This window comes from Aeribacillus sp. JST-2, assembly GCF_056032925.1.
In genome coordinates, this window is record NZ_JBVVUU010000007.1 from 85,193 (window position 1) to 109,949 (window position 24,757).

Genomic DNA, 24,757 nt, shown 5'->3' on the forward strand with positions numbered 1-24,757 from the left:
AATCATGCAAATCGACAAGTTGCGGGGAAGAGAACTTGACCAATTGTTCCGAGCGATCCTTTCTTTAAGAGATTTAGAAGAATGCTACCGTTTTTTTGATGACCTTTGCACTGTCAATGAAATTCAATCGCTTTCCCAGCGATTTGAGGTAGCCCGAATGCTTCGGGAAGGTTATACTTATCACAAAATTGAAACAGAGACTGGTGCGTCAACGGCAACGATCTCCCGTGTCAAGCGCTGCTTGAATTACGGAAATGATGCTTATGCCATGGCGCTTGATCGGATTAAAAACGATGAGGCCTCTTCGTAAACGGAGCTGCAACTGAACCGGGCAGCTCTTTATTTTTTGTCCCAAAAGTTATTTACTCAACTTTCGCAGCTATTTTCCAAGGGTAATATCACAAACCAGAAACTATTATACGCATTATAATGAACGGAAAAAAGATAAGGCACTTAAAGGTGCTGAGTTAAGCGAAGCGTACCATATACTTCAAAATATGCTTGAATATTATCTATTAAAAGAGTGAGATTCAATGAAGACTTTATACAAGAAAGAATAAGAGAAAGGATAAAACCTATCGTAATTAGTAATGACTTAAGAAAAGCAGAAGCCGACAAATATAATAATTAATAGTCATAAAAGGGTTGATCCAGATTTTATGTTATTTAAAGTTGCATAATGAAAAAGATTCATTTTACAGTACACGAGAATAATTATTGGCTGAAATTGTTTTTGGCAATTATGAATCTATGGGAATTTGTATTCATTACTTATTAAATATCATTGACTATTGGACAAGTGTTCTATAAAATAACCCTATAAAAAGTTAAAGTATTTATTTAACTTATGATGGGGGTTTATCATTAATGTACACAATAAGCAAGGAAAAAGTAAGAAAACACATGAAAAAATCAGGAATAAAAACACAAAAGGAACTAGCTGAAAAAATGAACATTACTAAAAATCAATTATCTATGGTACTTAGTCCAAAATACAACCCTATTAAGTCTAATGTAAGCCTTCTTTGTGAAACATTGGGTGTTTCTTTTAATGATATTATTGAAACTGAACAAATGGAACTAGACTTAGATGTTGATAAAAATGATAGATTTATAGAAGTTAGAGAAATTAAACCCCTTAGAGAATATAACGATGTTGAATTCTTTGCAGGGGCAGGGGGGCTTGCATTAGGTCTTGAAATGGCAGGTTTTAATACTTTAGGTGCCGTAGAGATAGATAAATATGCCTGTCAAACATTAAGGAAAAATAGACCTGAATGGAACATTATTGAAGATGATATTTTTAAGGTTGCCGAACAAGGAATAAAGAATTTTATAGACACTTCCAAAGAAATAGACCTTGTTTCAGGAGGGTATCCTTGTCAGGCTTTTAGTTATGCAGGCATGAAGAAAGGGCTTCAAGACACGAGGGGCACATTATTTTATCCATTTGCAAAAATCATTGAAGAACTACAACCAAAAATGTTTCTTGCTGAAAATGTAAAGGGTCTTGTAAATCATGATGGTGGAAAAACATTAGAAACAATGCTTAATGCATTTTCTGAAATTGGTTATAAGGTTGATTGGGAAGTATTAAATGCATTGAATTATGATGTTGCCCAAAAGAGAGAAAGAATTGTAATTGTAGGAATTAGAAATGACTTAGTTGAAAAATATAATGTATCTTATAAGTTTCCAAAACCTTATGGTTATAAATTAACATTAAAAGATGTTCTTAAAGATGTCCCTAAATCTGAAGGAGCCAAATATCCAGAATCTAAAAGAAAAGTATTAGAATTGGTTCCACCAGGTGGGTATTGGAGAGATTTGCCTGAAGATATAGCAAAAGAGTATATGGGCAAAAGCTATTATTCAAGTGGAGGTAGAACAGGAATGGCAAGAAGATTGTCATGGGATGAACCTTCATTAACACTAACATGTTCCCCTGCACAAAAACAAACTGAACGTTGCCACCCTGAAGAAACTAGACCGTTTACTGTTAGGGAATATGCAAGAATTCAAAGCTTTCCTGATGATTGGGAATTTGAGGGATCAATGAATAATGCTTATAAGCAAATAGGTAATGCGGTTCCAGTGAATATGGCAAAGGCTATTGGACTTTCAATCATTCACACATTGAACCAAATAGAAAATGGGGGTGCTTAATAGCCACCTCCCCCTTTAATATTCCATATCCATGGCTTCTCTTATTTGTGGTGTAAGTGCTTTAATTGCATTGTTAATAAGTTCAGTTCCATCATATTCTTTTGCAACTTCACCAATACCTTTAATTAGCTTTTCATAAAAGTCTTCTTCACCAGTAAGTCTATGCCAAAACTCTGCTCCTACAATTACTGGATATTGTTCATTTATTTTTTTATAACTGCTATTTAGTTCTTCAGGTGTACCATAGAAAACACCAACTACTAGGTCATTTAACCCAATATCCAAATGGTTTGTTCTTGCAAGATTTTTAATACCTTTAAAGTGCCCAATTATGGTTTCAATATCATCTTTGTTTATTGTATTTGGACCGGATTTTATTTGACAATACTTCTTTCTACCGTCCAGTTGGTCTATGTATTCAATATCAATACCTGATGTAGTAGAAGCAAACCCTTCCAATACAGTGCTGCAAAATTTTTGCATCTGATTACCAAAGGTTGTATCAATTGATGAACCTAATGCCCTGGCATAAACCAAAGCTTTAGCAACACTTTCAGGATTGCCATTTCCAGTTAGAAAATGGGCTTTATAAGACGCTAGAAATGGATTCAAATTAAATTCTTTTAACCTAACTAATTTTGCAGTATTTCTTGCATGGTTCTTTGCAATTTCATTTCTGAAAAAATCTTTTGCCTTTTCAATAATTACATTAGGTCGAGTTTCATTTGCCATAAATCTAAAAGCCCCCTTTACTATATAGTCTATAACAATATTTCTTTATTTTCTATAAAAACAAAAATAGTAGATTATGTGGAAACGCTCAAAAATTGCAGGATATGCCCGTATAAGTACGAGATGAAAAGTTGTCCGTAACACGCTCGCATCTTGTGCGGAAAAAAGACCAGTTGGACGTAGCAGAGGATTGAAAACGGATATATCGTGAACCATACAAGGATTAGGCGTTGTTACTGATGTTTGAAGGGTTTCGAAACATGTGGTCAAGCAAGTACCCGAGAGAAGTGCAATCGTGGGAGAACGACTTGGATGTCCTCCTGACGTTGATGGTCTATCCAAGCAATATTCGGAGTGTGATTAATACGACCAATGCAATCGAGCGGACGATCAAGGAGATTCGGTAACATTTGAAGCCGATTAGCAGTTTAAGCAGCTTAGAAGTCGCAGAAAAAACGTGTATTGAACAATTAAGGATTTTAATGAGAAATAGGTCGGAAAGGAGGCTGCGAGGATTTGTCGAGGCGCATGAAGCCCTTCAACGAATGTTTAAAGAACGTTATCATTAACTTAGTGATCCAATGCGATGACTAATACAATGTCACTTTTGATAGTGGATCTGACTGTTCAATTTGTAGTGCCATTTATTTTAAAACAGTTGAGAATGAAACTAGTATAGACTAATTTAAAAATGTATATCCACGGAAGTTACAATAAGAAAAGAATAAACTGAATCTAGTAGTCTTTGTGATGGAGGAAAGGATTGAATAACGTTAATACCTAATTCAGTCCTTTTGTTACTTTTATAGTGAAACTGTTACCATTCTCCATGATGGATGACTGGGTAAATTATAACGCCTAAAATGAGTTTTCCATTTTAAATTAATTCATGTAAAACAAGAAAAGAGGATGACAAAATGATAACGCAATCTCGTAAAAGGTCATAATTTTTTGTGTTGTACAGTTAAGGCTGAAGATGTCGATATATAGATCTTTCAGGCACTAATGTGAAATATGTTCCAGTCAATTAGAATATTGTGTTGACAGGGACTAGGGCTCTGTTGTTAATGATTCCAACGTGAATTGAACACGTTTATACAAATGATGTCCTCACACCTAAGTTAAAAAATTTTAAAACATTAATTTCGATATTTTCCCCTAAATAATAGGATAAATAAATTCAGCCTCTGTCCGCCATTTATTTTCCAAAAAAGTTGTCCCAAAAGTTGCCCCACTTTCTTCAAGGAAACGTTTTTACATTATTTTTCAACACAGAAGATAGTAAACAAACTTCAAAAACTTTATTTATCAAGAATTTCAGGGTTTTAGTATACTGCGTTTTACGTAACAGTTCTATTATTTGATATAATAAGGAAATGGTATATGGAATGGAGGCTACTGTATGTATGATGTGAACGAGTGGAAACATGTGTTTAAACTTGATCCCGATAAATCGATTTCTGATGAACAGCTTGAGAAAATTTGCGAATCAAAGACAGATGCCATTATTGTCGGCGGCAGCGACAATGTAACGGAGGATAATGTTCTATCTCTTCTATCGCGAATCCGCCGCTATCTCGTTCCATGCGTTTTGGAAGTGTCCAATTTGGAATCTATTGTGCCGGGGTTTGATTTGTATTTCATCCCGACGGTTCTTAACAGCCGAAACACAACATGGATTACTGATCTGCACCACAAGGCCATTAAAGAGTTCGGCGAGATCATGAACTGGGATGAAATCATAGCAGAAGGCTACTGTATTTTAAATCCTGAGTGCAAAGCAGCTAAATTGACAGAAGCAAAAACGGATCTCAATTTGGAAGATATCAAAGCATATGCGAGAATGGCGGAAAAACTGTTTCGCCTCCCTCTCTTTTATTTAGAGTATAGCGGTGCATTCGGTGACCCGGAGATCGTGAAAGCGGCTAAGTCGGTGTTAACGAATACAAGGATTATCTATGGAGGCGGCATTCAAAATGGCAAACAAGCCGAAGAAATGGCGCAATACGCCGATATTATCGTTGTTGGCAATGTGATTTATGAAAACCTCGAGGCAGCCCTTGAAACGGTTGCTGCTGTCAAAGGCTAAAGATCAAATCAAACGTGAAAATGAGGTGAGCGATGCAATGCATTTTTTGACAGAGCAGCTGCTGTCAGGATTAAATGAGCAGCAACAAAAAGCGGCAAAAACGACGGAAGGCCCGCTTTTGATTATGGCTGGTGCAGGGAGCGGGAAAACGCGCGTCCTCACCCACCGAATTGCCTATTTAATGGCGGAAAAGGGAGTGGCGCCTTGGAATATACTGGCCATTACATTCACGAACAAAGCAGCAAGGGAAATGAAAGATCGGATCGAACAGCTGCTTGGGCCGGGCGCAGAAGAAATTTGGATTTCGACGTTTCACTCAATGTGTGTTCGGATACTGCGGCGGGATATTGAGCGAATCGGTATTCATCGAAACTTCACCATTTTGGACACATCTGATCAGCTGTCGGTGATAAAGAGTGTTTTAAAGGAGCGGAACATTGATCCGAAAAAATACGATCCCAGATCCATACTCGGCACGATCAGCAGTGCCAAAAACGAACTGATTTCCCCCGAAGAGTTTGCGCAAAGCGCCGGCAGCGTGTGGGAGCAGATGGTCAGCGATATTTACACCGATTATCAGAAAAAATTATTAAAAAACCAGGCTCTTGATTTTGATGACCTTATCATGTCAACCATTCAGTTGTTCCGGCGCGTTCCGGAAGTCCTTGAATATTATCAGAGGAAATTTCAATATATTCATGTTGATGAATATCAAGATAGTGCGACACGTTCCTAACTGAAAAGGTTAGGCACTAGCTTTGAAGCTAGGAGAACTGATGGTTCGAAGAGTCGAATGAGAGGGTAACGCCTCGAAAGGCTCTCCCTAATACTCCGAATAGCGACAAGATGGGTAAGCATCTTGTGGTTATAAGCTCGGTGAAGTCGGCTGAACGCTGCCGTAACAAGTAAGGTTGACGAAAGCTCTCCAGAGGTGGAGGGTGCAGCGGATAGGCCGGGGGTCTATAAAGCACTCATGGTGAGAATGTTGGTGCACAAAAACCAACTGACGAAAATCCGAATGTACGGCTCTAGAGGTATAGGTACCAGAAATGGTATCGCCACGGTTCGTGGTGCTGGTGAGGTGGAGTAAGAATTGTCTTTATGAAACACCTTACAGCGTTACAGGCGCTGTCCAGCCAGCAGGGCCAGAGGATTCACCTAAAAGTGCATATGTACAGATAGAACCATCGGAACGTGGAAAGCTGGCAACGTGGAGGTCTTACCCACCAATGAAACGGTGATGAGGAAAGGCGGAAAGCTATAACTCATCTTTATGCCAGTGAGAGCGGTGGCACAGTACCGAAGAAGTGATGGAAACATCATGGAGGGATAGCCACTAGTCAATCGGTTGCCATAGCTACATTCATCGTCTTATCAGGTTCGAGTATGACTAAGAGAAACGAAACCTACCATTTTATCATGAATGGTGGTGATTCGTTGACTGATAACAACCAACGTAGGAAGAAGAAACAGAAACTAAGGAACAATGAATATTATGACTTTCAAGAAGTATTAGATACTTTGTATGCCCGAAGTAAAAGCGGTTATCGATTTCACCGTTTATATGAACTCATCATCGACGAAAGGAACATAAAGTTAGCTTATCGAAATATCAAGAAAAACCATGGAAGTAAAACGAGTGGAACAAATGGAAATACCATTCTTGATATGGCAGAAAGGAATCCACAACATCTTATTAACTACGTAAGATATAGACTAGCTAACTTTCAACCACATTCCATTCGTCGTGTGGAAATTCCAAAACAAGATGGTTCGATGAGACCTCTAGGAATACCAACCATCGAAGACCGAATCATACAACAATGCATAAAGCAAATTTTAGAGCCAATTTGCGAAGCAAAGTTTCATAAACATAGTTACGGTTTTCGTCCTAACAGAAGTGCAAGTCATGCATTATCAAGAGCCGTTAGCCTAGTGAATAAAAACAAACTACATTACGTTGTTGATATTGATATTAAAGGCTTCTTTGACAATGTGAATCATGGTAAACTGCTCAAGCAGATGTGGACACTAGGTATACGGGATAAGAGAGTATTAAGTATCATATCAAAAATGCTTAAAGCAGAAATTAAGGGTGTTGGTATTCCACAAAGAGGAACTCCACAAGGCGGAATTATCTCGCCATTGTTATCTAATATCGTTCTAAACGAATTGGATTGGTGGATTAGTAGTCAATGGGAGACTTTCAAGACAAAAAAGAACTATAACCGTGAGAGGCTCATTGGTGGAAGGTTAGTCTACGACCAAAGCGCAAAATACAGAGCACTAAAACAGACAAAACTAAAAGAAATGTTTATTGTAAGATATGCCGATGATTTTAAAATCTTCTGCCGAAATCATAAAGACGCCTTTTTGATATTCGAAGCCGTTAAGAAATGGTTAAAAGAACGACTAGGTCTTGAAATTAACCATGAAAAATCAAAAGTCATCAACTTACGAAAAAGACACTCAGAATTTCTCGGTTTTAAAATAAAGCAATAGCCAAGAAGAAAAAATTTGTCGCCAAAACCAACATAAGCGACAAAGCGAAAAAGAAAGCCGTTCAAAAACTGCGGGAACAAATCAAGAAATTAGAACATGGGCAAAACGAAGTATCTAAACTCAATGCCATGATTGTCGGTATTCAAAATTACTACCAATACGCAACGCATGTTCAGCTAGATTTTAGACAAATCGGTTTCTCGGTCAGAAGAACCTTATATAACCGAACAAAAACCATCCTGAGCTATAAAGGTACAAAATCAACCACTTTTAAAAGATTATATCCTAAATACACAGGAAAAGTGGTTTTTATACATGGAATTAATGTATTTCCTATTGACCATATAAGAACAAAGCCACCGTCGAATTTTAGTCAAAATATTTGTCCTTATACGTCAGAAGGAAGAAAGCAAGTTCATGATGCATTAAAAGGATATAATCAGACCGTTATGTACCATCTCATACGCAACCCTGTACCTAATCAAAGTATGGAATACAACGACAATCGAATTTCGTTGTACGTGGGGCAGTATGGGCGATGTGGAGTAACAAATGTACCATTAGAAATTGGAGATATGGAGGTTCACCATAAAATCCCGAAAAAACTAGGCGGGAGCGATGAATACAACAATCTAATCTTTGTGAGGAAAGATGTTCACAAGTTGATTCACGCAGTAGAAGAACAAACCATTCAGACATATCTCCAAAAATTGAATTTAGATAAGGATGGTTTAGATAAAATCAACAAACTTCGCAAGTTGGTTGGAAACGATGAAATAGTAGCTTAGATGACAACCGATTGATGGAACGCCGTATGAGGGGAAACTCTCACGTACGGTGTGAATGGGGGGAAAAGCTGGAGATAACTTCAAAGGCTTACCTATCCATATCAAACCGCGCCCAATATATGCTTGTAAAGATGCTTGCTGCCCGTTTTCAAAACATCTGCGTTGTGGGGGATTCGGATCAATCCATTTATCGTTGGCGCGGAGCGGATATTTCAAACATTCTGTCTTTTGAAAAAGACTATCCGAGTGCTAAGGTCATTCTGCTTGAACAAAACTATCGATCAACGAAACGAATTTTGCAGGCGGCCAATGAAGTGATCAAGAACAATATCAACCGGAAGCCGAAAAACTTATGGACAGAAAACGCTGAAGGGCAAAAAATCGTTTACTACCGAGCAGAGAACGAAACGGGAGAGGCGCAATTTGTTGCAAAGAAAATTCAAGAACTCGTCCAATCCGGGAAAAGAAAGCTGTCCGATATTGCCATTTTATACCGGACGAATGCCCAGTCCCGCGTCATGGAAGAAGTGCTGATCAAGTCAAATATCGATTATGTCATTGTCGGCGGGATCAAGTTCTACGAACGTAAAGAAATTAAAGATCTCTTGGCTTACATGCGGCTTGTGGCGAACCCTGACGATGATATTAGCTTAATGAGGATTATTAATGTGCCAAAGCGGGGAATCGGTGCTTCAACGGTTGAAAAAATGGAGCGTTTTGCAGCACAACAAGGGATTTCGATGTTTGCCGCCCTCGATGAAATCGAACATATTGGTGTCAGCGCCCGCGCCGCCAAACTCTTGATCGAATTTCGCGCAATGATTGACCAACTGTCACAAATGCAAGATTATTTGTCCGTAACCGAGCTTGTGGAAGAAATTTTAAAGCGGACAGGCTACAGGGAAATGCTTCACCGGGAGAAAACGCTGGAAGCGCAAAGTCGTCTGGAAAATATTGATGAATTTTTATCCGTTACGCAAAATTTTGAAAAGCAAAATGAGGATAAAAGCTTAATTGCTTTCTTAACCGATTTGGCATTGATCGCCGACATTGACCGCTTAGATGAGGATGATGCCAAACCGGACGACTCTGTCCTTTTAATGACGCTGCATTCCGCCAAAGGTTTAGAATTTCCGGTTGTGTTTATCATAGGAATGGAAGAAGGTGTTTTTCCACATAGCCGGTCGCTGATGGAAGAAGCGGAAATGGAAGAAGAGCGCCGTCTTGCCTATGTCGGCATTACAAGAGCTGAGGAAGAATTATATGTTACGAATGCGAAAATGCGAACCCTTTTTGGACGGACGAACTTAAACCCTGAATCACGGTTTATAGAAGAAATTCCGCAGGAGCTTTTGGAGAAAGTCCATGAGCAAAATACCCCGTTTAGGAAGCCAAATAGATCTTTTAAAGAGCTTTCTTCAACGGGAGGAGGTACAAAAAGCTATTCAGTCGGAGAGAAAGTCCGGCACGGAAAATGGGGAGTCGGCGTGGTCGTCCGCGTGAAAGGCGATGGGGAAGACCAAGAGATTGATATTGCTTTCCCGAGTCCAACCGGCATTAAACGATTGCTGGCCAAATTTGCGCCAATCGAAAAAGTTCAATAATGATTGAAAAGAAAGGGTTTGACAGATATGGACAAACAATCGGCGGAAAAACGTGTGCAGGAATTGCATGAACTTTTGAACCAATATAATTATGAATACCATGTCCTTGACAATCCGTCTGTCCCTGATGCTGAATATGACCGTCTCATGAGGGAACTGATCGAGCTGGAGGAGCAATTTCCGGAGCTGAAAACAGCAGACTCCCCGTCCCAACGGGTGGGGGGCGCTGTATTGGAAGCTTTTGAGAAAGTCGAACATCGCGTGCCGATGCTCAGTTTAGCCAATGCTTTTAATGAGCAGGATTTACGCGATTTTGACAGGAGGGTTCGGCAGGCGGTCGGTGATGTCGAATATGTCGTCGAACTGAAAATTGACGGACTAGCCGTTTCCCTTCGCTACGAAAACGGTTTGTTTGTGCAAGGATCGACAAGAGGCGATGGCGTCACCGGCGAGGACATTACCGAAAATTTAAAAACGATCCGCTCCATCCCGCTTCGCCTAAAGAAAAATTTATCAATGGAAGTTCGCGGAGAGGCTTATATGCCGAAAGCTTCTTTTGAACAATTAAATAAGAAACGGATGGAAAAAGGGGAGGTGCCATTTGCCAACCCCCGCAATGCCGCTGCCGGCTCTTTGCGGCAGCTTGACCCAAAAATTGCCGCGAAACGAAATCTCGATATTTTCGTCTATAGTATTGCGGAGTTAGGCGAGACAGGGGTGACGTCGCATAGCGAAGGCTTAGACTTGCTTGATCAGCTTGGTTTTAAAACAAATCATGAACGAAAGAAATGCCGCAATATCGACGAGGTCATTCAGTTGCTCGATCAGCTTTTGGCAAAGCGCCCGCATCTTCCTTACGATATTGACGGTGTCGTCATAAAAGTAGACAATTTACGGCAGCAAGAAATACTGGGAGCAACTGCGAAGAGCCCGAGATGGGCGATCGCCTACAAATTTCCGGCTGAAGAAGTATTGACAAAGCTTTTGGATATTGAACTGACGGTGGGAAGAACAGGGGTCATTACACCAACAGCTATTCTCGAGCCGGTTAAAGTGGCGGGAACGACGGTCAAGAGAGCCTCTTTGCACAATGAAGACTTAATTCGCGAGAAAGATATTAAGCTCGGGGATTTTGTTGTTGTAAAAAAAGCAGGAGACATCATTCCGGAAATTGTGAATGTGCTTGTCGATAAAAGAACGGGTGAAGAAAAAGATTTCCAAATGCCTTCACATTGTCCTGAGTGCGGAAGCGAGCTTGTTCGCTTGGAAGGGGAGGTTGCTCTCCGCTGCATCAACCCGAAATGTCCGGCGCAAATCCGCGAAGGCCTCATCCATTTTGTTTCCCGCAATGCCATGAATATTGACGGGTTGGGGGAACGGGTGATTACCCAGCTGTTTACAGAAGGATTGGTGGAAGACGTTGCCGACTTGTATAAATTGACAAAGGAACAGCTTCTTCAGCTTGAGCGAATGGGTGAAAAATCAACCGAAAATTTGCTGAAGGCGATCGAGCGGTCAAAGGATAACTCTTTAGAGCGTCTTTTGTTCGGACTCGGCATAAGATATGTTGGCGAAAAAGCCGCCAAAATTCTCTCACAGCACTTTGAAACGATGGAACGCCTGCAAAGGGCGACAAAAGAAGAGCTGATGGCCGTGCCTGAAATTGGCGAAAAAATGGCTGATTCCATTGCAACATACTTTGAACAGCCGGAAGTAAAAGAATTGATCAAGGAGCTGGAAACATTTGGAGTTAATATGACATATAAAGGTCCGAAACGCGCCGATCCGGAAGAAAGCGACTCATATTTTGCAGGAAAAACAATCGTTCTGACCGGCAAGTTAACCGAAATGTCCCGCAATGAAGCGAAAGAACTCATTGAAGCAAGGGGCGGAAAAGTGACCGGAAGCGTCAGCAAAAAAACAGATCTTGTCATTGCCGGTGAGGATGCCGGAAGCAAGCTGGAAAAAGCGCAGCAATTGAATATCGAAATTTGGGATGAGTCCCGCTTCCTTGAAAAATTACGAAAATAAGAGAGGGAAGATGCCTTGAAAAAAATTTTCATGTTCATAGCAGCGTGCGCAGTGATATTAAGCGCATGTTCGCAAAATATCGGAGAACCGGAGGAAATTGTTCAAGAGACGGAGGAATCCTCACAGGAAAAAGCCATTATTCCAAAATACAGCATATCGGATGAATATTATAAAATGCTCATTCCTTTTAAAACGAGCGAAGCAAGAGGGCTTGTCGCAAGCAACTTAAATACAAGATTTGATATTGATGAATTTGAAACAGGTTTAATGAGAATGGCAAGCGACAAGTTTCCAACAGATAAATATGTGTTCCAAGAAGGGCAATATTTGGATAAGGAAACCGTTCAGAACTGGCTAAGACGCAAACTGGCAGGAAAGGATTTAGAAGAAGCAAGAAAACAAAATAAATCTTTTAAAAATGAAGGGTTGAACCCTCCAAAATCAAATGAAGGTTCTGAACAAGAGCAAAATGAAAAAAGCCCGATTTATTTGGTCCATATTCAGGAACATGATTATTTGGTGAAAAAAGATGAAAAAACGCTTGAGCTTGGAGGAATATCCATCGGATTAGCGCTCAATTCCGTTCATTATTACCGGACGGAAGACGGAATTCAACAGGAAGTGAAATTAAAGAAAAGCGACATTGAGGCAAAGGGGAAGGAAATGGCCCAAGAAATTGTCAACAGGCTGCGGAAAATGGATGGGCTGGGAAGCGTTCCGATTGTCGTTTCCCTTTATGTTCAAGCACCGAAAAATTCGATAGTCCCCGGCCATTTTTTTGCTAGGGCGTTCGTAGATAACGGCAGTTCCCAAATCGGAAAATGGGAAGCGGTCGATGAAGCGTATTACTTTTTCCCGTCTGAAGAAGCATCAAAGGAAAAACAAGACGATGCCAACAACTTTAATCGGCTGAAAGCCGATATAGAAGACTTTTTCCCGAATTACACAGGAATTATCGGCAAAGCTTTTTACCAAAACGGTGAAATGAAACAGATGAGAATTGAAATTCCCATGCAATTCTATGGAAAAACGGAAGTGATTGCCTTTACGCAATTTTTAACTGGAAAAGTGCTGGAATACTATAAAGATTACATTTCGGTTGAAGTGAACATTACATCGTCAAGAGGCCAAGAAGCGCTGATTGTGAGAAAACCTGGGCAGGACGAGCCGACTGTTCATATTTATCAATAAAATCTAATATTTATTAAAAAAACAAACGTTCTTGCGAATGAAAAGAACGTTTGTTTTGATTTTTTTAGAAATGCGAATGGCAGATGTTTGCAGACTTGCCGATTCCCGATATAGGCTCACTTGTTGATAATGGCGCAATAGAATATATAAACATTTCTTGAGCCAATAAAATAGAATCCCTTTCTCAAAGAATACGATATGAAAAAATAAGGAAAAAACAAACGTTTAAAGGAAGGCTTGCGAATATCGGCAAATGCTGTTGGGAGGTTCAGTTCATAACGTTATTTTATGAAAGGGAGATGACAATGGTTACTTTAAAATCGGAAAGAGAAATTCAACAGATGCACGAAGCAGGAAAATTGCTGGCTTCTTGCCACAAAGAAATTGCGAAAATTATCAAACCGGGCATTACAACATTGCAAATCGATCGATTTGTTGAAAATTATTTGAGCAAACACGGGGCAACGCCAGAACAGAAAGGGTACAACGGTTATCAATATGCTACTTGCGCCTCCGTAAATGATGAAATTTGCCATGGTTTTCCCCGAAACACCCCTTTAAAAAACGGCGATATCGTTACCATTGATATGGTTGTGAATTTAAACGGCAGTTTGGCAGATTCCGCCTGGACTTATGCAGTAGGAAACGTTTCCGATAAAACAAAGCGTTTATTGGAAGTGACGCTCAACTCCCTATATAAAGGGATTGAAATGGCTTGTGTCGGAAATAGAATCGGAGATATCGGGCATGCTATTCAGTCATATGCCGAATCGGAAGGTTTTTCAGTAGTTCGTGACTTTACAGGTCATGGTATCGGCCCAAGAATACATGAGGAACCGCAAATTCCTCATTTCGGTTCTCCGGGAAAAGGTCCTAGATTAAAAGAGGGCATGGTAATAACGATAGAACCGATGATCAATGAGGGAACGTGGTTAAGCCAAATGGATGCAAATGGGTGGACAGCAAGAACTGTCGACGGCAAGTTGTCAGCGCAGTACGAACATACAGTGGCCATCACCAAAAATGGACCATTGATTTTAACGGAACAGTCATAACAATTGAAAAAAAGAAATACGGAATCGGATGGCTGATGATCATCGCAAAACAAAGCCGCTAAGACAAAAAGGCGATTTCAAAGCTAACCTTTGAAACCGCCTTTTTGTTTTAAATCCTTGAAAACCGGACGTTTTTTCGCCCGGTTTTTCTTACCATCCGACAAATGCAGTACCAACAATAATCAGCAATATAAACAACACAACGATGAGCGCAAAACCAGCGCCGTATCCGTAGCCCCCATATCCGTAGCCGCCGTAAAATGGAGAATGGCAACCGAAGCCCATGTATTTCACCTCCAAAATTGTGACATTCATTAATGTTATATTCATGAAAAAAATTGACGTTTGGACGATTGTGGCATTTATAAAATATTTAGGCACAAGTCCAATAACTTTTTCAGCAGCGGTCATAGGATGCGAATGGGGCTGATCTCAGGAAGGGGGAGAAAAAAATAATGGAAGGAGACAACCAAAAGAAATATTCCGAAAAGCCTTTGGACGGACCGATGAAATTGATTAATGAATTTTTTGAACGGCATCCCAAACAGTCCATATTTGACAGCATGGATGATTTTTTTCGCAAAACGTTCATCATGCCGGCGTTCCGCATCTATACCGAAGAAAAAGGCGATACTTTCATCATCTATGCCGAGCTGCCGGGTGTGGAAAAAGAAGCAATTCGCTTGAAGCTTTCCGGCGACGATCTGATCATCTCGGTCAAACAAAAGGAAAATGCGCCTGACAGATCCCGCACTGTCCGTCTTCCATCTTATGTCATCAAAAGAAATATGAAAGCGTCTTTCCAAAACGGCTTGTTAACGGTTCGTCTGCCGAAACAAAAAGAAGAATGGATTGAAATTGAATAACCGCTCTATGCGGTTTTGTTTTTTATCCAGAATATCACGAACCCCCTTAGCAAATAGTGCCAAGAAGGTTGCTTTATCAGGCTAAATTTTGATATTATCAGAGTATTGTGGTGTGTTCGAAAATAGTGGAGGTGAATTGGGATGTCACGTATTTCGAAAGAACAAGTAAAACATGTTGCTCATCTTGCCCGCTTGGCGATAACGGAAGAAGAGGCAGAAATGTTTACCAATCAGCTTGATGCAATCATCACTTTCGCTGAGCAGTTGAATGAACTGAATACTGATAACGTACAGCCGACTTCCCACGTATTGGACATGAAAAACGTGATGCGCGAAGATCAACCGGAACCAGGGCTTCCGCGGGAAGTTGTGTTGAAAAATGCTCCTGACCAAAAAGACGGACTATTCCGTGTACCTGCCATTCTTGATTAAGGAGGAAATGAGACAACATGGCTTTATTTGATCATAAAATATCCGAATTAAAGCAAATGCTCCATCAAAAGGAAATATCCGTATCCGACTTGGTCGATGAGGCTTATAAACGGATACAAGAGGTTGATGGAAAAGTAGAGGCTTTTTTAGCCCTCGATGAGGAACGGGCTCGGGCAAAAGCGAAGCAAATGGATGAAGAAATCGGCCAAAAGGATGAATTCGGCCTATTATTCGGCATGCCGATTGGGATTAAAGACAACATTGTAACGAAAGATTTGCGGACAACTTGTGCGAGCAAAATATTGGAAAATTTTGATCCGATTTATGATGCCACAGTGATGAAAAAGCTTCAAGAAGCGGAAGCAATTACGATTGGCAAATTAAATATGGACGAGTTTGCCATGGGTTCTTCAACCGAAACATCGGCATTTAAAAAGACGAAAAACCCTTGGAATTTAGAAATGGTTCCCGGAGGTTCCAGCGGCGGAAGCGCGGCTGCTGTCAGCGCAGGGGAAGTACCGTTTGCATTAGGTTCAGACACAGGGGGATCCATTCGCCAGCCGGCGGCATTTTGCGGAGTGGTCGGCTTAAAACCTACATATGGACGAGTTTCCCGTTTCGGTTTAGTAGCGTTCGCTTCTTCTCTCGACCAAATCGGACCGATTACAAGAACAGTAGAAGACAATGCTTATCTTCTCCAAGTTCTTGCAGGTGTGGACCCAATGGATTCGACAAGTGCCAACGTGGACGTTCCGGATTATATATCCGCATTAACCGGAGATGTAAAAGGGCTCAAAATCGCCGTTCCGAAAGAATATTTAGGCGAAGGTGTGAGCAAAGAGGCGAGAGAGTCGGTTCTTGCTGCACTCAAAGTGCTCGAACAGTTAGGCGCAACTTGGGAAGAAGTATCCCTGCCGCATTCGAAATACGGCATTGCCACTTATTATTTGCTGGCTTCATCGGAAGCATCTGCAAACCTCGCCCGCTTTGACGGAGTCCGCTACGGCTACCGTTCCGATAATGCCGATAACCTGATCGATATGTATAAACAAACTCGGGCGGAAGGGTTTGGCAATGAAGTGAAGCGGCGCATCATGCTCGGCACCTTTGCTTTAAGTTCAGGCTACTATGATGCTTACTACAAAAAAGCGCAGCAAGTCCGCACGCTCATCAAGAAAGATTTTGAAGATGTTTTTGAAAAGTACGATGTCATCATTGGGCCGACAACCCCAACGCCTGCATTTAAAATCGGCGAAAAAATCGATGATCCGCTCACAATGTATGCGAACGATATTTTAACGATCAACGTGAACCTTGCCGGAGTTCCTGCGATTTCGGTTCCGTGCGGGTTTGCCGACGGACTTCCGCTTGGTTTGCAAATCATCGGCAAGCATTTTGACGAGAGCACCGTTTATCGTGTGGCTCATGCATACGAACAAGCGACAGACTTCCATAAACAAAAACCGGAACTGTAAGGGGTGAGAACAAATGAACTTTGAAACGGTCATCGGACTTGAAGTACATGTGGAATTGAAAACGAAATCGAAGATCTTTTCAAGTGCGCCAAATGCGTTCGGCGCCGAACCGAATACCAATACAACGGTCATTGACCTCGGCTACCCGGGCGTTTTGCCCGTTTTGAATAAAGAAGCCGTTGAATTCGCCATGAAAGCTGCGATGGCGCTTAACTGCGAAGTGGCTACCTATACAAAGTTTGACCGGAAAAACTATTTTTATCCGGATAATCCGAAAGCATACCAAATCTCCCAATATGATCAGCCGATCGGACAAAACGGCTGGATTGAAATCGAAGTAAACGGAAAGAAGAAAAAAATCGGGATCACGCGCCTCCATTTGGAAGAAGACGCCGGCAAATTGATGCACAGCGGTGATGGATATTCCCTTGTAGATTTTAACCGCCAAGGGACTCCATTAATTGAAATTGTATCAGAACCTGACATCCGTTCTCCGGAAGAAGCTTATGCCTATTTGGAAAAACTGAAATCGATCATCCAATACACGGGCGTATCGGATTGCAAAATGGAGGAAGGCTCCCTGCGCTGCGATGCCAACATTTCACTCCGTCCAGTAGGACAAAGGGAATTTGGCACAAAAACGGAGCTTAAAAATTTAAATTCCTTTGCCTTTGTGAAAAACGGGCTTGAATATGAACAAAAGCGGCAAGAGCAAATTTTGCTGTCCGGAGGCGTCATTCAACAGGAAACACGCCGTTATGACGAAGCGACTAAAACGACGATTTTAATGCGTGTGAAAGAAGGATCAGAAGATTACCGTTATTTCCCTGAACCCGATTTAGTGACACTGTATATAGATGATGAATGGAAAGAACGGGTTCGGTCATCCATCCCGGAACTTCCCGATGCCCGCCAAAAACGATATGTCGAAGAGCTGGGACTTCCTGCTTATGACGCCAAGGTGCTGACAATGACAAAAGAAATGTCCGATTTCTTTGAAGCAACAGTCAGCGCCGGAGCCGATGCCAAACAAGCTTCCAACTGGCTGATGGGGGAAGTGTCGGCCTATTTAAATGCAGAACAAAAAGAGCTGTCGGAAGTGGCGCTTACTCCGGAAAGTTTAGCAGGCATGATCAAACTGATCGAAAACGGAACCATTTCTTCTAAAATTGCCAAAAAAGTGTTTAAAGAACTGATTGAAAAAGGCGGAGACCCTGAAAAAATTGTAAAAGAAAAGGGACTCGTGCAAATCTCCGATGAAGGAACGATTTTGAAGCTTGTTACGGAAACATTGGATGAAAACAAGCAATCCGTCGAAGACTTTAAAAACGGAAAAGATAAAGCGATTGGCTTTTTGGTCGGCCAAATTATGAAGAAGACGAAAGGACAAGCCAATCCGCAATTGGTGAACAAATTATTATTGGAAGAAATCAAGAAGCGATAAGGGGCGATATCGAAACACTCAGCTTTTTAGCTGGGTGTTTTTCCATGAGGGAGACTTTATTAAAAAAAGAAATGACAAATTGGTGAAAAAAACTTGTTTGTTTGATTGAAAAAGCATAATCTATTATTGGTTCTACTTTTCATGTTCAACATAAGTTCGATAGATATTTCATGCTGGTATAGGATGATGTAGATGAAACGAGCAAGAATTATTTATAACCCGACATCTGGACGCGAAGCTTTTAAGAAGCAGCTTCCCGAAGTTTTAGCTAAGTTTGAACAGGCCGGGTACGAAACGTCGTGCCACGCAACAACAGGGGAAGGCGATGCGACGAATGCGGCGAAACAGGCGGCTGAACGGGGCTTCGATCTCATTGTAGCTGCGGGCGGCGATGGGACGGTTAATGAAGTGGTCAACGGTCTTGCGGTCATGGAAACCCGCCCGACCCTTGGGATTATCCCAGTTGGCACAACGAACGATTTCGCCCGTGCCATCGGCATTCCCCGCGATAATATTTTGAATGCGGTTGACACATTGCTGAACGGCGTGAAAAGAAAAATTGATATCGGCAAAGTCAACAATCAATTTTTTATCAATATTGCGGGCGGCGGAAAGTTGACCGAGTTGACGTATGACGTGCCAAGCAAATTAAAAACGGTTCTCGGACAACTCGCATACTATTTAAAGGGAATTGAAATGCTTCCTTCCATCCATCCGACAAAAGTGGAAATCGAATATGACGGAAAGCTGTTCCAAGGTGAAATTATGCTTTTTTTAGTCAGCTTGACGAACTCGGTCGGCGGGTTTGAAAAGCTTGCTCCAAACTCTATTTTAAATGACGGCATGTTTGATCTGCTGATTTTGAAAAAAGTCAATCTCGCTGAATTTATCAGGCTGGCTAGCTTGGCATTAAAGGGAGAGCATATTCACAGTGAACATGTCATCTATACGAAAGCGAACAGGGTCAAAGTCAGAACGGAAGACAAAATGCTGTTGAATTTAGACGGCGAGTACGGGGGAGAGCTTCCGGGCGAATTTGAAAACTTATATCAACATATAGAAGTTATCATGTCAAAAGAAAAAGCGGAAAAAAATGCGCCGATTGAAGGGACTGTCTCATAATTCCGGTTTTTGCGGCCGAGGCGAGAGCCGTTCCCTTTTTTATTTTATAAAATCCTCTTTTCGGACGGAGCATTTTAAAAGAGCAGCGAATCGGCTGCTCTTTTTCATAAGGCAAAGGAGGATGCGGCGGTTGATCAAGTCCTGAACTTTGTGTAAAAAGGAATCGTTTAAGTTTGCCAAGAATCTAGGTTTCTGGGCGGGGAGTGAGATTTTACACAATAATTAGGACTTGACCCGGCGGTTTCAACATTCTTTCCTCCTGTAGTTTCATTCCCCGTAATGGTATTTGTTGTTTTCCGTTTTATTCATAAGCTTTAACAGCTCAATAACGTTTAACTCATATAATTGTTGGCCTTCTTCTCCCTTATAGACACCTTTTGCAATAAGCTGTTCGATGAGTGAATCTTTAAAGCTTTGTTCCATTTTTTTCACTCCTTCAGCTAATACTGACGCTTTTTTGCATGCTCAAGTTACGAAAGTTTCTTTATATTTTCATTACAATAGTATTTCCCAATATGACATTTTCAATCTATTGGTACTTTTGGTTGGATATGATACAATCTTGTCAGCAAAAGACGAAAGGAAAGCGGCATAAAAATGGAAGCACCAGTGAAGAAAAATCACATTTACGATGTTGTCTTTGAAGATTTAACTCATGAGGGGGCGGGCGTTGCGAAAATCAACGGTTTCCCGCTGTTTGTCCCGAACGCATTGCCGGGGGAGCAAGGAACCGTTAAAGTTGTGAAAGTAAAGAAAGGCTACGGATACGGACGTTTAATGGAATTAACGAAAACAAGCCCCGATCGGACGGAGGCGCCATGCCCGATTTATAAGCAATGCGGGGGCTGCCAGCTTCAGCATTTAAGCTACGAAGGCCAGCTGCGTCATAAACAAAAAGTGGTCAAGGAAGCCCTAGCCCGCATTGGGAAAGTAGATGTAACAAAAACGACCATTCATCCGACGATTGGAATGAGCGATCCTTGGAATTACAGAAACAAAGCCCAAGTACCGGTTGGCGAACGTGAAGGCGGATTGATTGCCGGCTTTTTTCAGAAGCGCACACATGAGATCATCGATATGGAGCGATGCCTCATTCAACAGTCTGAAAATGATCAAATTGTCCAAGCGGTGAAGGCGATTTGCCGCCGCTACGGCATCCGTGCTTATGATGAACAAGCACATAAAGGCTGGCTTCGCCATATTGTCGTTCGATACGGGGACATGACGAAGCAGGCAATGGTTGTCTTTATTACCCGAACCGCTGATTTCCCGCATAAAAAGCGGATTTTAGCTGAAATCACCGCAAAATTTCCAAGCGTCCAATCGATTGTCCAAAACATAAACCCGAAGCGGACAAATGTCATTTTTGGCGATGAAACGAAAGTTCTATGGGGATCGGAATATATTTATGATTGCATCGGCTCCATTCAATTTGCTATTTCCGCCCGCTCCTTTTATCAAGTAAATCCCGTCCAAACGAAAGTGCTTTACGATAAAGCGCTTGAATATGCGAACCTTACCGGAGAAGAAACGGTGATTGACGCCTATTGCGGAATCGGCACCATTTCCCTGTTCCTTGCGCAAAAAGCGAAAAAAGTGTACGGCGTTGAAGTCGTTTCCGATGCGGTGGAAGATGCAAAAAGAAATGCAAAATTAAACGGAATGGAAAATGTTGAATTCGCTGTCGGCGAAGCGGAAACATTGATCCCGAAATGGCACGAACAAGGAATCAAAGCCGACATCATCGTCGTCGACCCGCCGCGCAAAGGCTGCGGCGAATCTCTGCTCCAGACGATCATCGCCATGAAACCGAAAAAAGTCGTCTACGTTTCCTGCAACCCGGCAACCCTTGCACGCGACATCGCCATCCTCGAACAAGGCGGCTACGAAACAAAAGAAGTCCAGCCAGTCGACATGTTCCCGCATACGATGCACGTTGAGTGTTGCGCGTTGCTTATAAAAAAATAAATATTTGGAAAAGCGCGTTTCTGAAAATCAATGAAACGGGCTTTTCCTATATCCTTTATTCATTTAAAAAATCATTTGCAAACCGATAATAAATTTTCGGTGAACCGTCTTCTTTTATTTCGATTCGATCAACCAAACGGTGAAGCATCTCAGGGGTTAATTTATTGAAATGTATATATTCTTTTAATTCATTTTTTAGTTGTTTCATATTCTTTCGTTCCCGTTTGGATTGATCTTTAGATTTTTCTAGCTTCAGTTTATCGGACATCAAATCATCAATTTTTTTATTGATTTCTTCAATTGTTAAGCGGTATTCTTCAATATCAATACTGTTATCTGCAAGCAATGAGGTTAACTGCACTTTCTGCTTTTTGAGCTTTTCAATATTTTGCTCAACTTGGCTTAAACGGTTTGTATTATTTTTTGTATTTGATTCTAGCTGCTTTATCACTCGGTCGATAAGGCCATCCAGATCCATCTGTTGCGCAATACTCTTTATATCATTCAGGATTATTTCTTCTAACTCTGTTTCTTTAATAAAATGGTCAGAACATGCTTTGCTGCCATGTTTGTTAAAGTTTCCGCATACATATCCTTTACGGTTCTTTTTAAAATGCATCCCCCGGCCACAATCTGCACAGAAAATGGTATTCGTAAAAAGATGAACCTCTGCTTGAGGACGAATTCTACTTCTTGAGATGATTAACTCCTGTACTGTATTAAACATTTCAATAGAAATAAGCGGCTCATGTGCATTTTCAATAATTACATATTCTGACTCAGGTAGAGGTTGTCGTTTGTCAGTAACTGAAGGTTTCGTATCCCGGCATTGTACCAATGTGCCGGTGTAATGCGGATTTGTTAATATAACCTTAATTGTTGAACCGTGCCATTTATCGCTTGCGTTGGATTTACGTTTAAGCTGTGCTGGTGTCGGGATGGATTCATTGTATAATTGCCGAGCGATTGCATCAAATCCTTTTCCCTGTAGATACATATTGAATATACGTTTGACCACTTCATAATCATCTCGTACATATAGCTTTTTATCTTTTAAATAATATCCGTACGGAGGCTCTGATCCGTTAAATTCTCCTTCTTTGGCTCTTGCTCTAAATGTTTGTTTGAGACGATTGCTTGTTTTTTGTGATTCCTGTTCGTATATCCACGCATATAAACCGAATTTGTCCAGATCACCGTTCAAAGTATCAATTGCCCCATCCAGCGTTTTTAAGTGGACTTTGTGCTTATTTAAAATTTCCCGTAATTGATACGCCAGCGGTACATTACGAGCAAGCCGGGATAATTCTTTTGCTAAAATTAGATTAAATTTACCTTCTTTAGCATCGTTAATCAACTGATTCAGACCTTTGCGGTTAGTGTGTGTCCCAGATTCTACTTCTTCGTAGATATCGTATATTTCCCAATTATTCTCTTCACACATGCGTGTGAATATTTTTTTCTGCGTATCTAAAGAAGATTTTTGCTCTTCTTTTGCGGTAGATACCCGAACGAGAATGGCAACTTTTAAATTTTTTGAACACCGTGTTTCAATGGATGAATTTTCGTTAGTCTTCTGTTTGTTCAAATTATTTGCAAATACCAATCTCATGATTTATCACCTTCATAATCATGAGATGCAGTGGTGTCATTATTAACATATACGCTTTTTAAGGCATCGTCAATTTGGTTTTTAAATAGCTCAGTTAAAATGTATTCTAGTTTAACTTCATTTAGATAAATTCTCTCAATTTTCATTTCCGTCGTTGCCTCCATTTAGTTTTTTACATTAATGGGGCTAGACGTTTCAGCCGGCTTACTAATCTAGCTGAAATATGATACTTTCGGATTCTTAATATTTTAATAGGGGTAAAAAAGTTTAAATTTTCTGATATCTAAAAAGAGAATTAGTGACATTCTTAAAATAATAACTGTAGTGAAAGGAATTTGACGCAATAATTATAGAGATAAGCTAACAGATACTAACCAAAAATACTCTTCTACCATTAAAATTCCCAACAACAGCGTAATTTCATTTTGGAAATCGTTCTTGAGGAAATATTTTTCTTTTTGTGTATTTGAAAAAATAAAAGAAGGAGCATTCCTGTTAGAAGTTTTTCCGGGGACTTGAATAAAAAAAGCCCTCTTGGTATGATTCGGGGGTGTCAATCTGTGAATTGACCCCTAATTTGAATACCAAGGAGGACTATACATGCATTCTATCTCAAACAAGAAGATTAATCAAGTCACCGATCAAAACTAATCTTACTGGTTGAATAGTTTCTTATGATGATGTCAGCTCTCCACCATTAACATGAATGGTTTGGCCAGTAACAAATCTGGAATCGTCAGAGGCAAGATAGACGTACGCTGGCGCAAGCTCAAATGGTTGGGCCATTCTCTGCATCGGATTACTGGAACCTAATATAGCGACCTGATCTGCAGAATATGTTGACGGCTGGAGCGGAGTCCAGGTTGATCCTGGTGCTACAGCATTGACCCGAATTCCCTTATCTATAAGATTATTGGCCAAAGCACGAGTAAAGCCAATATTCGCTGCCTTCGTTGTTGTGTAATCAATCAATTGTGAATGACCTTTAAAAGCCACAACCGAAGATGTATTAATAATTGAGCTACCTGGTTTCAAATAGGGAAGCGCCGCTCTAGTTGTGTAAAAATGAGAATAGATATTAACTTTCAAGGTGTCATCGAATTGCTCGTCTGTGATATCGAGTAAACTTGGCTGCTGGAACTGGATACCCACGTGGTTAACAAGAATATCCAATCGTCCGAACGATTGGATCGTTTGTTCCACGATGGAGATACATTGAATTTTGTCTCGGACATCACCTGGCAATAAAATGCTGCGCTGGCCGAGTTGTTCGATCCGTGCTTTTGTTCTGTTTGCATCTTCATGTTCATCCAAGTAGGAAATAGCAACACTAGCGCCTTCTTTAGCAAACGCAATCGCTACAGCTGCTCCGATCCCGCTGTCTCCACCTGTGATGAGGGCGACTTTCCCTGTTAATTTCCCGCTTCCCCTGTACTCTGGATTTTCAATAATAGGCCGGGGAACCATCAGTCTTTCCACGCCCGGTTGTCGAAGTTGACGTTGTTCAGGGACATTAATCGGAATTTCCTCATAGCGAGTTATTAACCCGTAATTTGGATATATTGGATAATTTCCATCGGTGATTCTCTTCTGATTTTTTTGCTCATCCTGTTGCATTTGGAGACCTCCCTGCATTAATAGAAAATACCCTTTTACATTATGTTGCATGGGCGTACCTAG

General features: G+C 40.9%; 19 protein-coding genes and 4 pseudogenes. 17 read left to right on the forward strand and 6 right to left on the reverse strand.

Going from position 1 to position 24,757, the window contains the following annotated elements:
• The first annotated feature begins 4 nt into the window (after window positions 1–4).
• From AC0KTX_RS05915 to AC0KTX_RS05925, 3 genes are all read left to right on the forward strand, one after another.
• Window positions 5–310, forward strand: coding sequence for a YerC/YecD family TrpR-related protein (locus AC0KTX_RS05915; protein WP_474251313.1), 306 nt, complete (start codon window positions 5–7; stop codon window positions 308–310).
• An 85-nt stretch (window positions 311–395) separates the two neighbouring features.
• Window positions 396–527: a HEPN domain-containing protein gene (locus tag AC0KTX_RS05920; protein WP_474251341.1), complete on the forward strand. Its 132-nt coding sequence runs from the start codon at window positions 396–398 to the stop codon at window positions 525–527.
• 340 nt (window positions 528–867) lie between these two features.
• Window positions 868–2,166, forward strand: coding sequence for a DNA cytosine methyltransferase (locus AC0KTX_RS05925; protein ID WP_474251314.1), 1,299 nt, complete (start codon window positions 868–870; stop codon window positions 2,164–2,166).
• A gap of 15 nt (window positions 2,167–2,181) precedes the next feature.
• Here AC0KTX_RS05925 and AC0KTX_RS05930 read toward each other — a convergent pair whose 3' ends face one another.
• Window positions 2,182–2,898, reverse strand: coding sequence for a PmeII family type II restriction endonuclease (locus tag AC0KTX_RS05930; RefSeq protein WP_474251315.1), 717 nt, complete (start codon window positions 2,896–2,898; stop codon window positions 2,182–2,184).
• 133 nt (window positions 2,899–3,031) lie between these two features.
• Between AC0KTX_RS05930 and AC0KTX_RS05935 the strand changes: the two are divergent.
• From AC0KTX_RS05935 to map, 8 genes and pseudogenes are all read left to right on the forward strand, one after another.
• Window positions 3,032–3,467 (forward strand): annotated as a pseudogene (locus AC0KTX_RS05935) (transposase); the annotation flags it as partial.
• Between the two features lie 833 nt (window positions 3,468–4,300).
• Window positions 4,301–4,987, forward strand: a complete 687-nt coding sequence (gene pcrB / locus AC0KTX_RS05940; RefSeq protein WP_474251316.1) for a heptaprenylglyceryl phosphate synthase — start codon at window positions 4,301–4,303, stop codon at window positions 4,985–4,987.
• 37 nt (window positions 4,988–5,024) lie between these two features.
• A pseudogene (locus AC0KTX_RS05945) lies at window positions 5,025–5,708 on the forward strand (UvrD-helicase domain-containing protein); the annotation flags it as partial.
• Window positions 5,709–6,406: 698 nt separating this feature from the next.
• A pseudogene (gene ltrA / locus AC0KTX_RS05950) lies at window positions 6,407–8,277 on the forward strand (group II intron reverse transcriptase/maturase).
• A 101-nt stretch (window positions 8,278–8,378) separates the two neighbouring features.
• Window positions 8,379–9,881 (forward strand): annotated as a pseudogene (locus AC0KTX_RS05955) (3'-5' exonuclease); the annotation flags it as partial.
• Between the two features lie 27 nt (window positions 9,882–9,908).
• Window positions 9,909–11,912 (forward strand): NAD-dependent DNA ligase LigA, encoded by a 2,004-nt coding sequence (gene ligA, locus AC0KTX_RS05960; RefSeq protein WP_474251317.1) that lies wholly within the window; start codon window positions 9,909–9,911, stop codon window positions 11,910–11,912.
• 15 nt (window positions 11,913–11,927) lie between these two features.
• Window positions 11,928–13,103, forward strand: a complete 1,176-nt coding sequence (locus tag AC0KTX_RS05965; protein ID WP_474251318.1) for a CamS family sex pheromone protein — start codon at window positions 11,928–11,930, stop codon at window positions 13,101–13,103.
• Window positions 13,104–13,408: 305 nt separating this feature from the next.
• Window positions 13,409–14,158: a type I methionyl aminopeptidase gene (map, locus tag AC0KTX_RS05970; protein WP_474251319.1), complete on the forward strand. Its 750-nt coding sequence runs from the start codon at window positions 13,409–13,411 to the stop codon at window positions 14,156–14,158.
• A 150-nt stretch (window positions 14,159–14,308) separates the two neighbouring features.
• Here map and AC0KTX_RS05975 read toward each other — a convergent pair whose 3' ends face one another.
• Window positions 14,309–14,443 (reverse strand): YjcZ family sporulation protein, encoded by a 135-nt coding sequence (locus AC0KTX_RS05975; RefSeq protein ID WP_474251320.1) that lies wholly within the window; start codon window positions 14,441–14,443, stop codon window positions 14,309–14,311.
• 170 nt (window positions 14,444–14,613) lie between these two features.
• On the opposite strand from AC0KTX_RS05975, the gene AC0KTX_RS05980 reads away from it, so the two are divergent.
• The 5 genes from AC0KTX_RS05980 to AC0KTX_RS06000 all read left to right on the forward strand — a co-directional run bounded on the left by AC0KTX_RS05980 (window position 14,614) and on the right by AC0KTX_RS06000 (window position 19,497).
• A complete protein-coding gene (locus tag AC0KTX_RS05980; RefSeq protein WP_474251321.1) occupies window positions 14,614–15,024 on the forward strand; it encodes an Hsp20/alpha crystallin family protein in 411 nt (136 codons plus the stop codon).
• A gap of 141 nt (window positions 15,025–15,165) precedes the next feature.
• On the forward strand, window positions 15,166–15,456 hold the full coding sequence (gene gatC / locus AC0KTX_RS05985) for an Asp-tRNA(Asn)/Glu-tRNA(Gln) amidotransferase subunit GatC (protein WP_474251322.1): 291 nt from the start codon (window positions 15,166–15,168) through the stop codon (window positions 15,454–15,456).
• Between the two features lie 17 nt (window positions 15,457–15,473).
• Window positions 15,474–16,931, forward strand: a complete 1,458-nt coding sequence (gene gatA / locus AC0KTX_RS05990) for an Asp-tRNA(Asn)/Glu-tRNA(Gln) amidotransferase subunit GatA (RefSeq protein WP_474251323.1) — start codon at window positions 15,474–15,476, stop codon at window positions 16,929–16,931.
• Window positions 16,932–16,944: 13 nt separating this feature from the next.
• Window positions 16,945–18,375, forward strand: coding sequence for an Asp-tRNA(Asn)/Glu-tRNA(Gln) amidotransferase subunit GatB (gene gatB, locus AC0KTX_RS05995; RefSeq protein ID WP_474251324.1), 1,431 nt, complete (start codon window positions 16,945–16,947; stop codon window positions 18,373–18,375).
• A 192-nt stretch (window positions 18,376–18,567) separates the two neighbouring features.
• Entirely contained in the window at window positions 18,568–19,497 is a 930-nt protein-coding gene (locus AC0KTX_RS06000) for a diacylglycerol kinase (RefSeq protein ID WP_474251325.1), read from the forward strand.
• 267 nt (window positions 19,498–19,764) lie between these two features.
• Here the strand turns inward: AC0KTX_RS06000 and AC0KTX_RS06005 are convergent, their stop codons facing one another.
• Window positions 19,765–19,920 carry a Fur-regulated basic protein FbpA gene (locus AC0KTX_RS06005; protein ID WP_474251326.1) on the reverse strand — a complete coding sequence of 52 codons (156 nt, stop codon included), beginning with the start codon at window positions 19,918–19,920 and terminating at the stop codon, window positions 19,765–19,767.
• Between the two features lie 168 nt (window positions 19,921–20,088).
• Here AC0KTX_RS06005 and rlmD point away from each other — a divergent pair, with 168 nt between their 5' ends.
• Window positions 20,089–21,465 (forward strand): 23S rRNA (uracil(1939)-C(5))-methyltransferase RlmD, encoded by a 1,377-nt coding sequence (rlmD, locus tag AC0KTX_RS06010; protein ID WP_474251342.1) that lies wholly within the window; start codon window positions 20,089–20,091, stop codon window positions 21,463–21,465.
• A 55-nt stretch (window positions 21,466–21,520) separates the two neighbouring features.
• Here rlmD and AC0KTX_RS06015 read toward each other — a convergent pair whose 3' ends face one another.
• The 3 genes from AC0KTX_RS06015 to AC0KTX_RS06025 form a co-directional block, all read right to left on the reverse strand.
• On the reverse strand, window positions 21,521–23,077 hold the full coding sequence (locus AC0KTX_RS06015) for a recombinase family protein (protein ID WP_474251327.1): 1,557 nt from the start codon (window positions 23,075–23,077) through the stop codon (window positions 21,521–21,523).
• On the reverse strand, window positions 23,074–23,223 hold the full coding sequence (locus tag AC0KTX_RS06020; RefSeq protein WP_008881298.1) for a hypothetical protein: 150 nt from the start codon (window positions 23,221–23,223) through the stop codon (window positions 23,074–23,076). The genes AC0KTX_RS06015 and AC0KTX_RS06020 overlap by 4 nt, the downstream gene beginning before the upstream one ends.
• Window positions 23,224–23,749: 526 nt before the next feature.
• The gene (locus AC0KTX_RS06025; protein WP_327862854.1) at window positions 23,750–24,694 is read right to left on the reverse strand and encodes an SDR family oxidoreductase; all 945 of its coding nucleotides are present in this window, start codon (window positions 24,692–24,694) and stop codon (window positions 23,750–23,752) included.
• Window positions 24,695–24,757 lie beyond the last annotated feature (63 nt).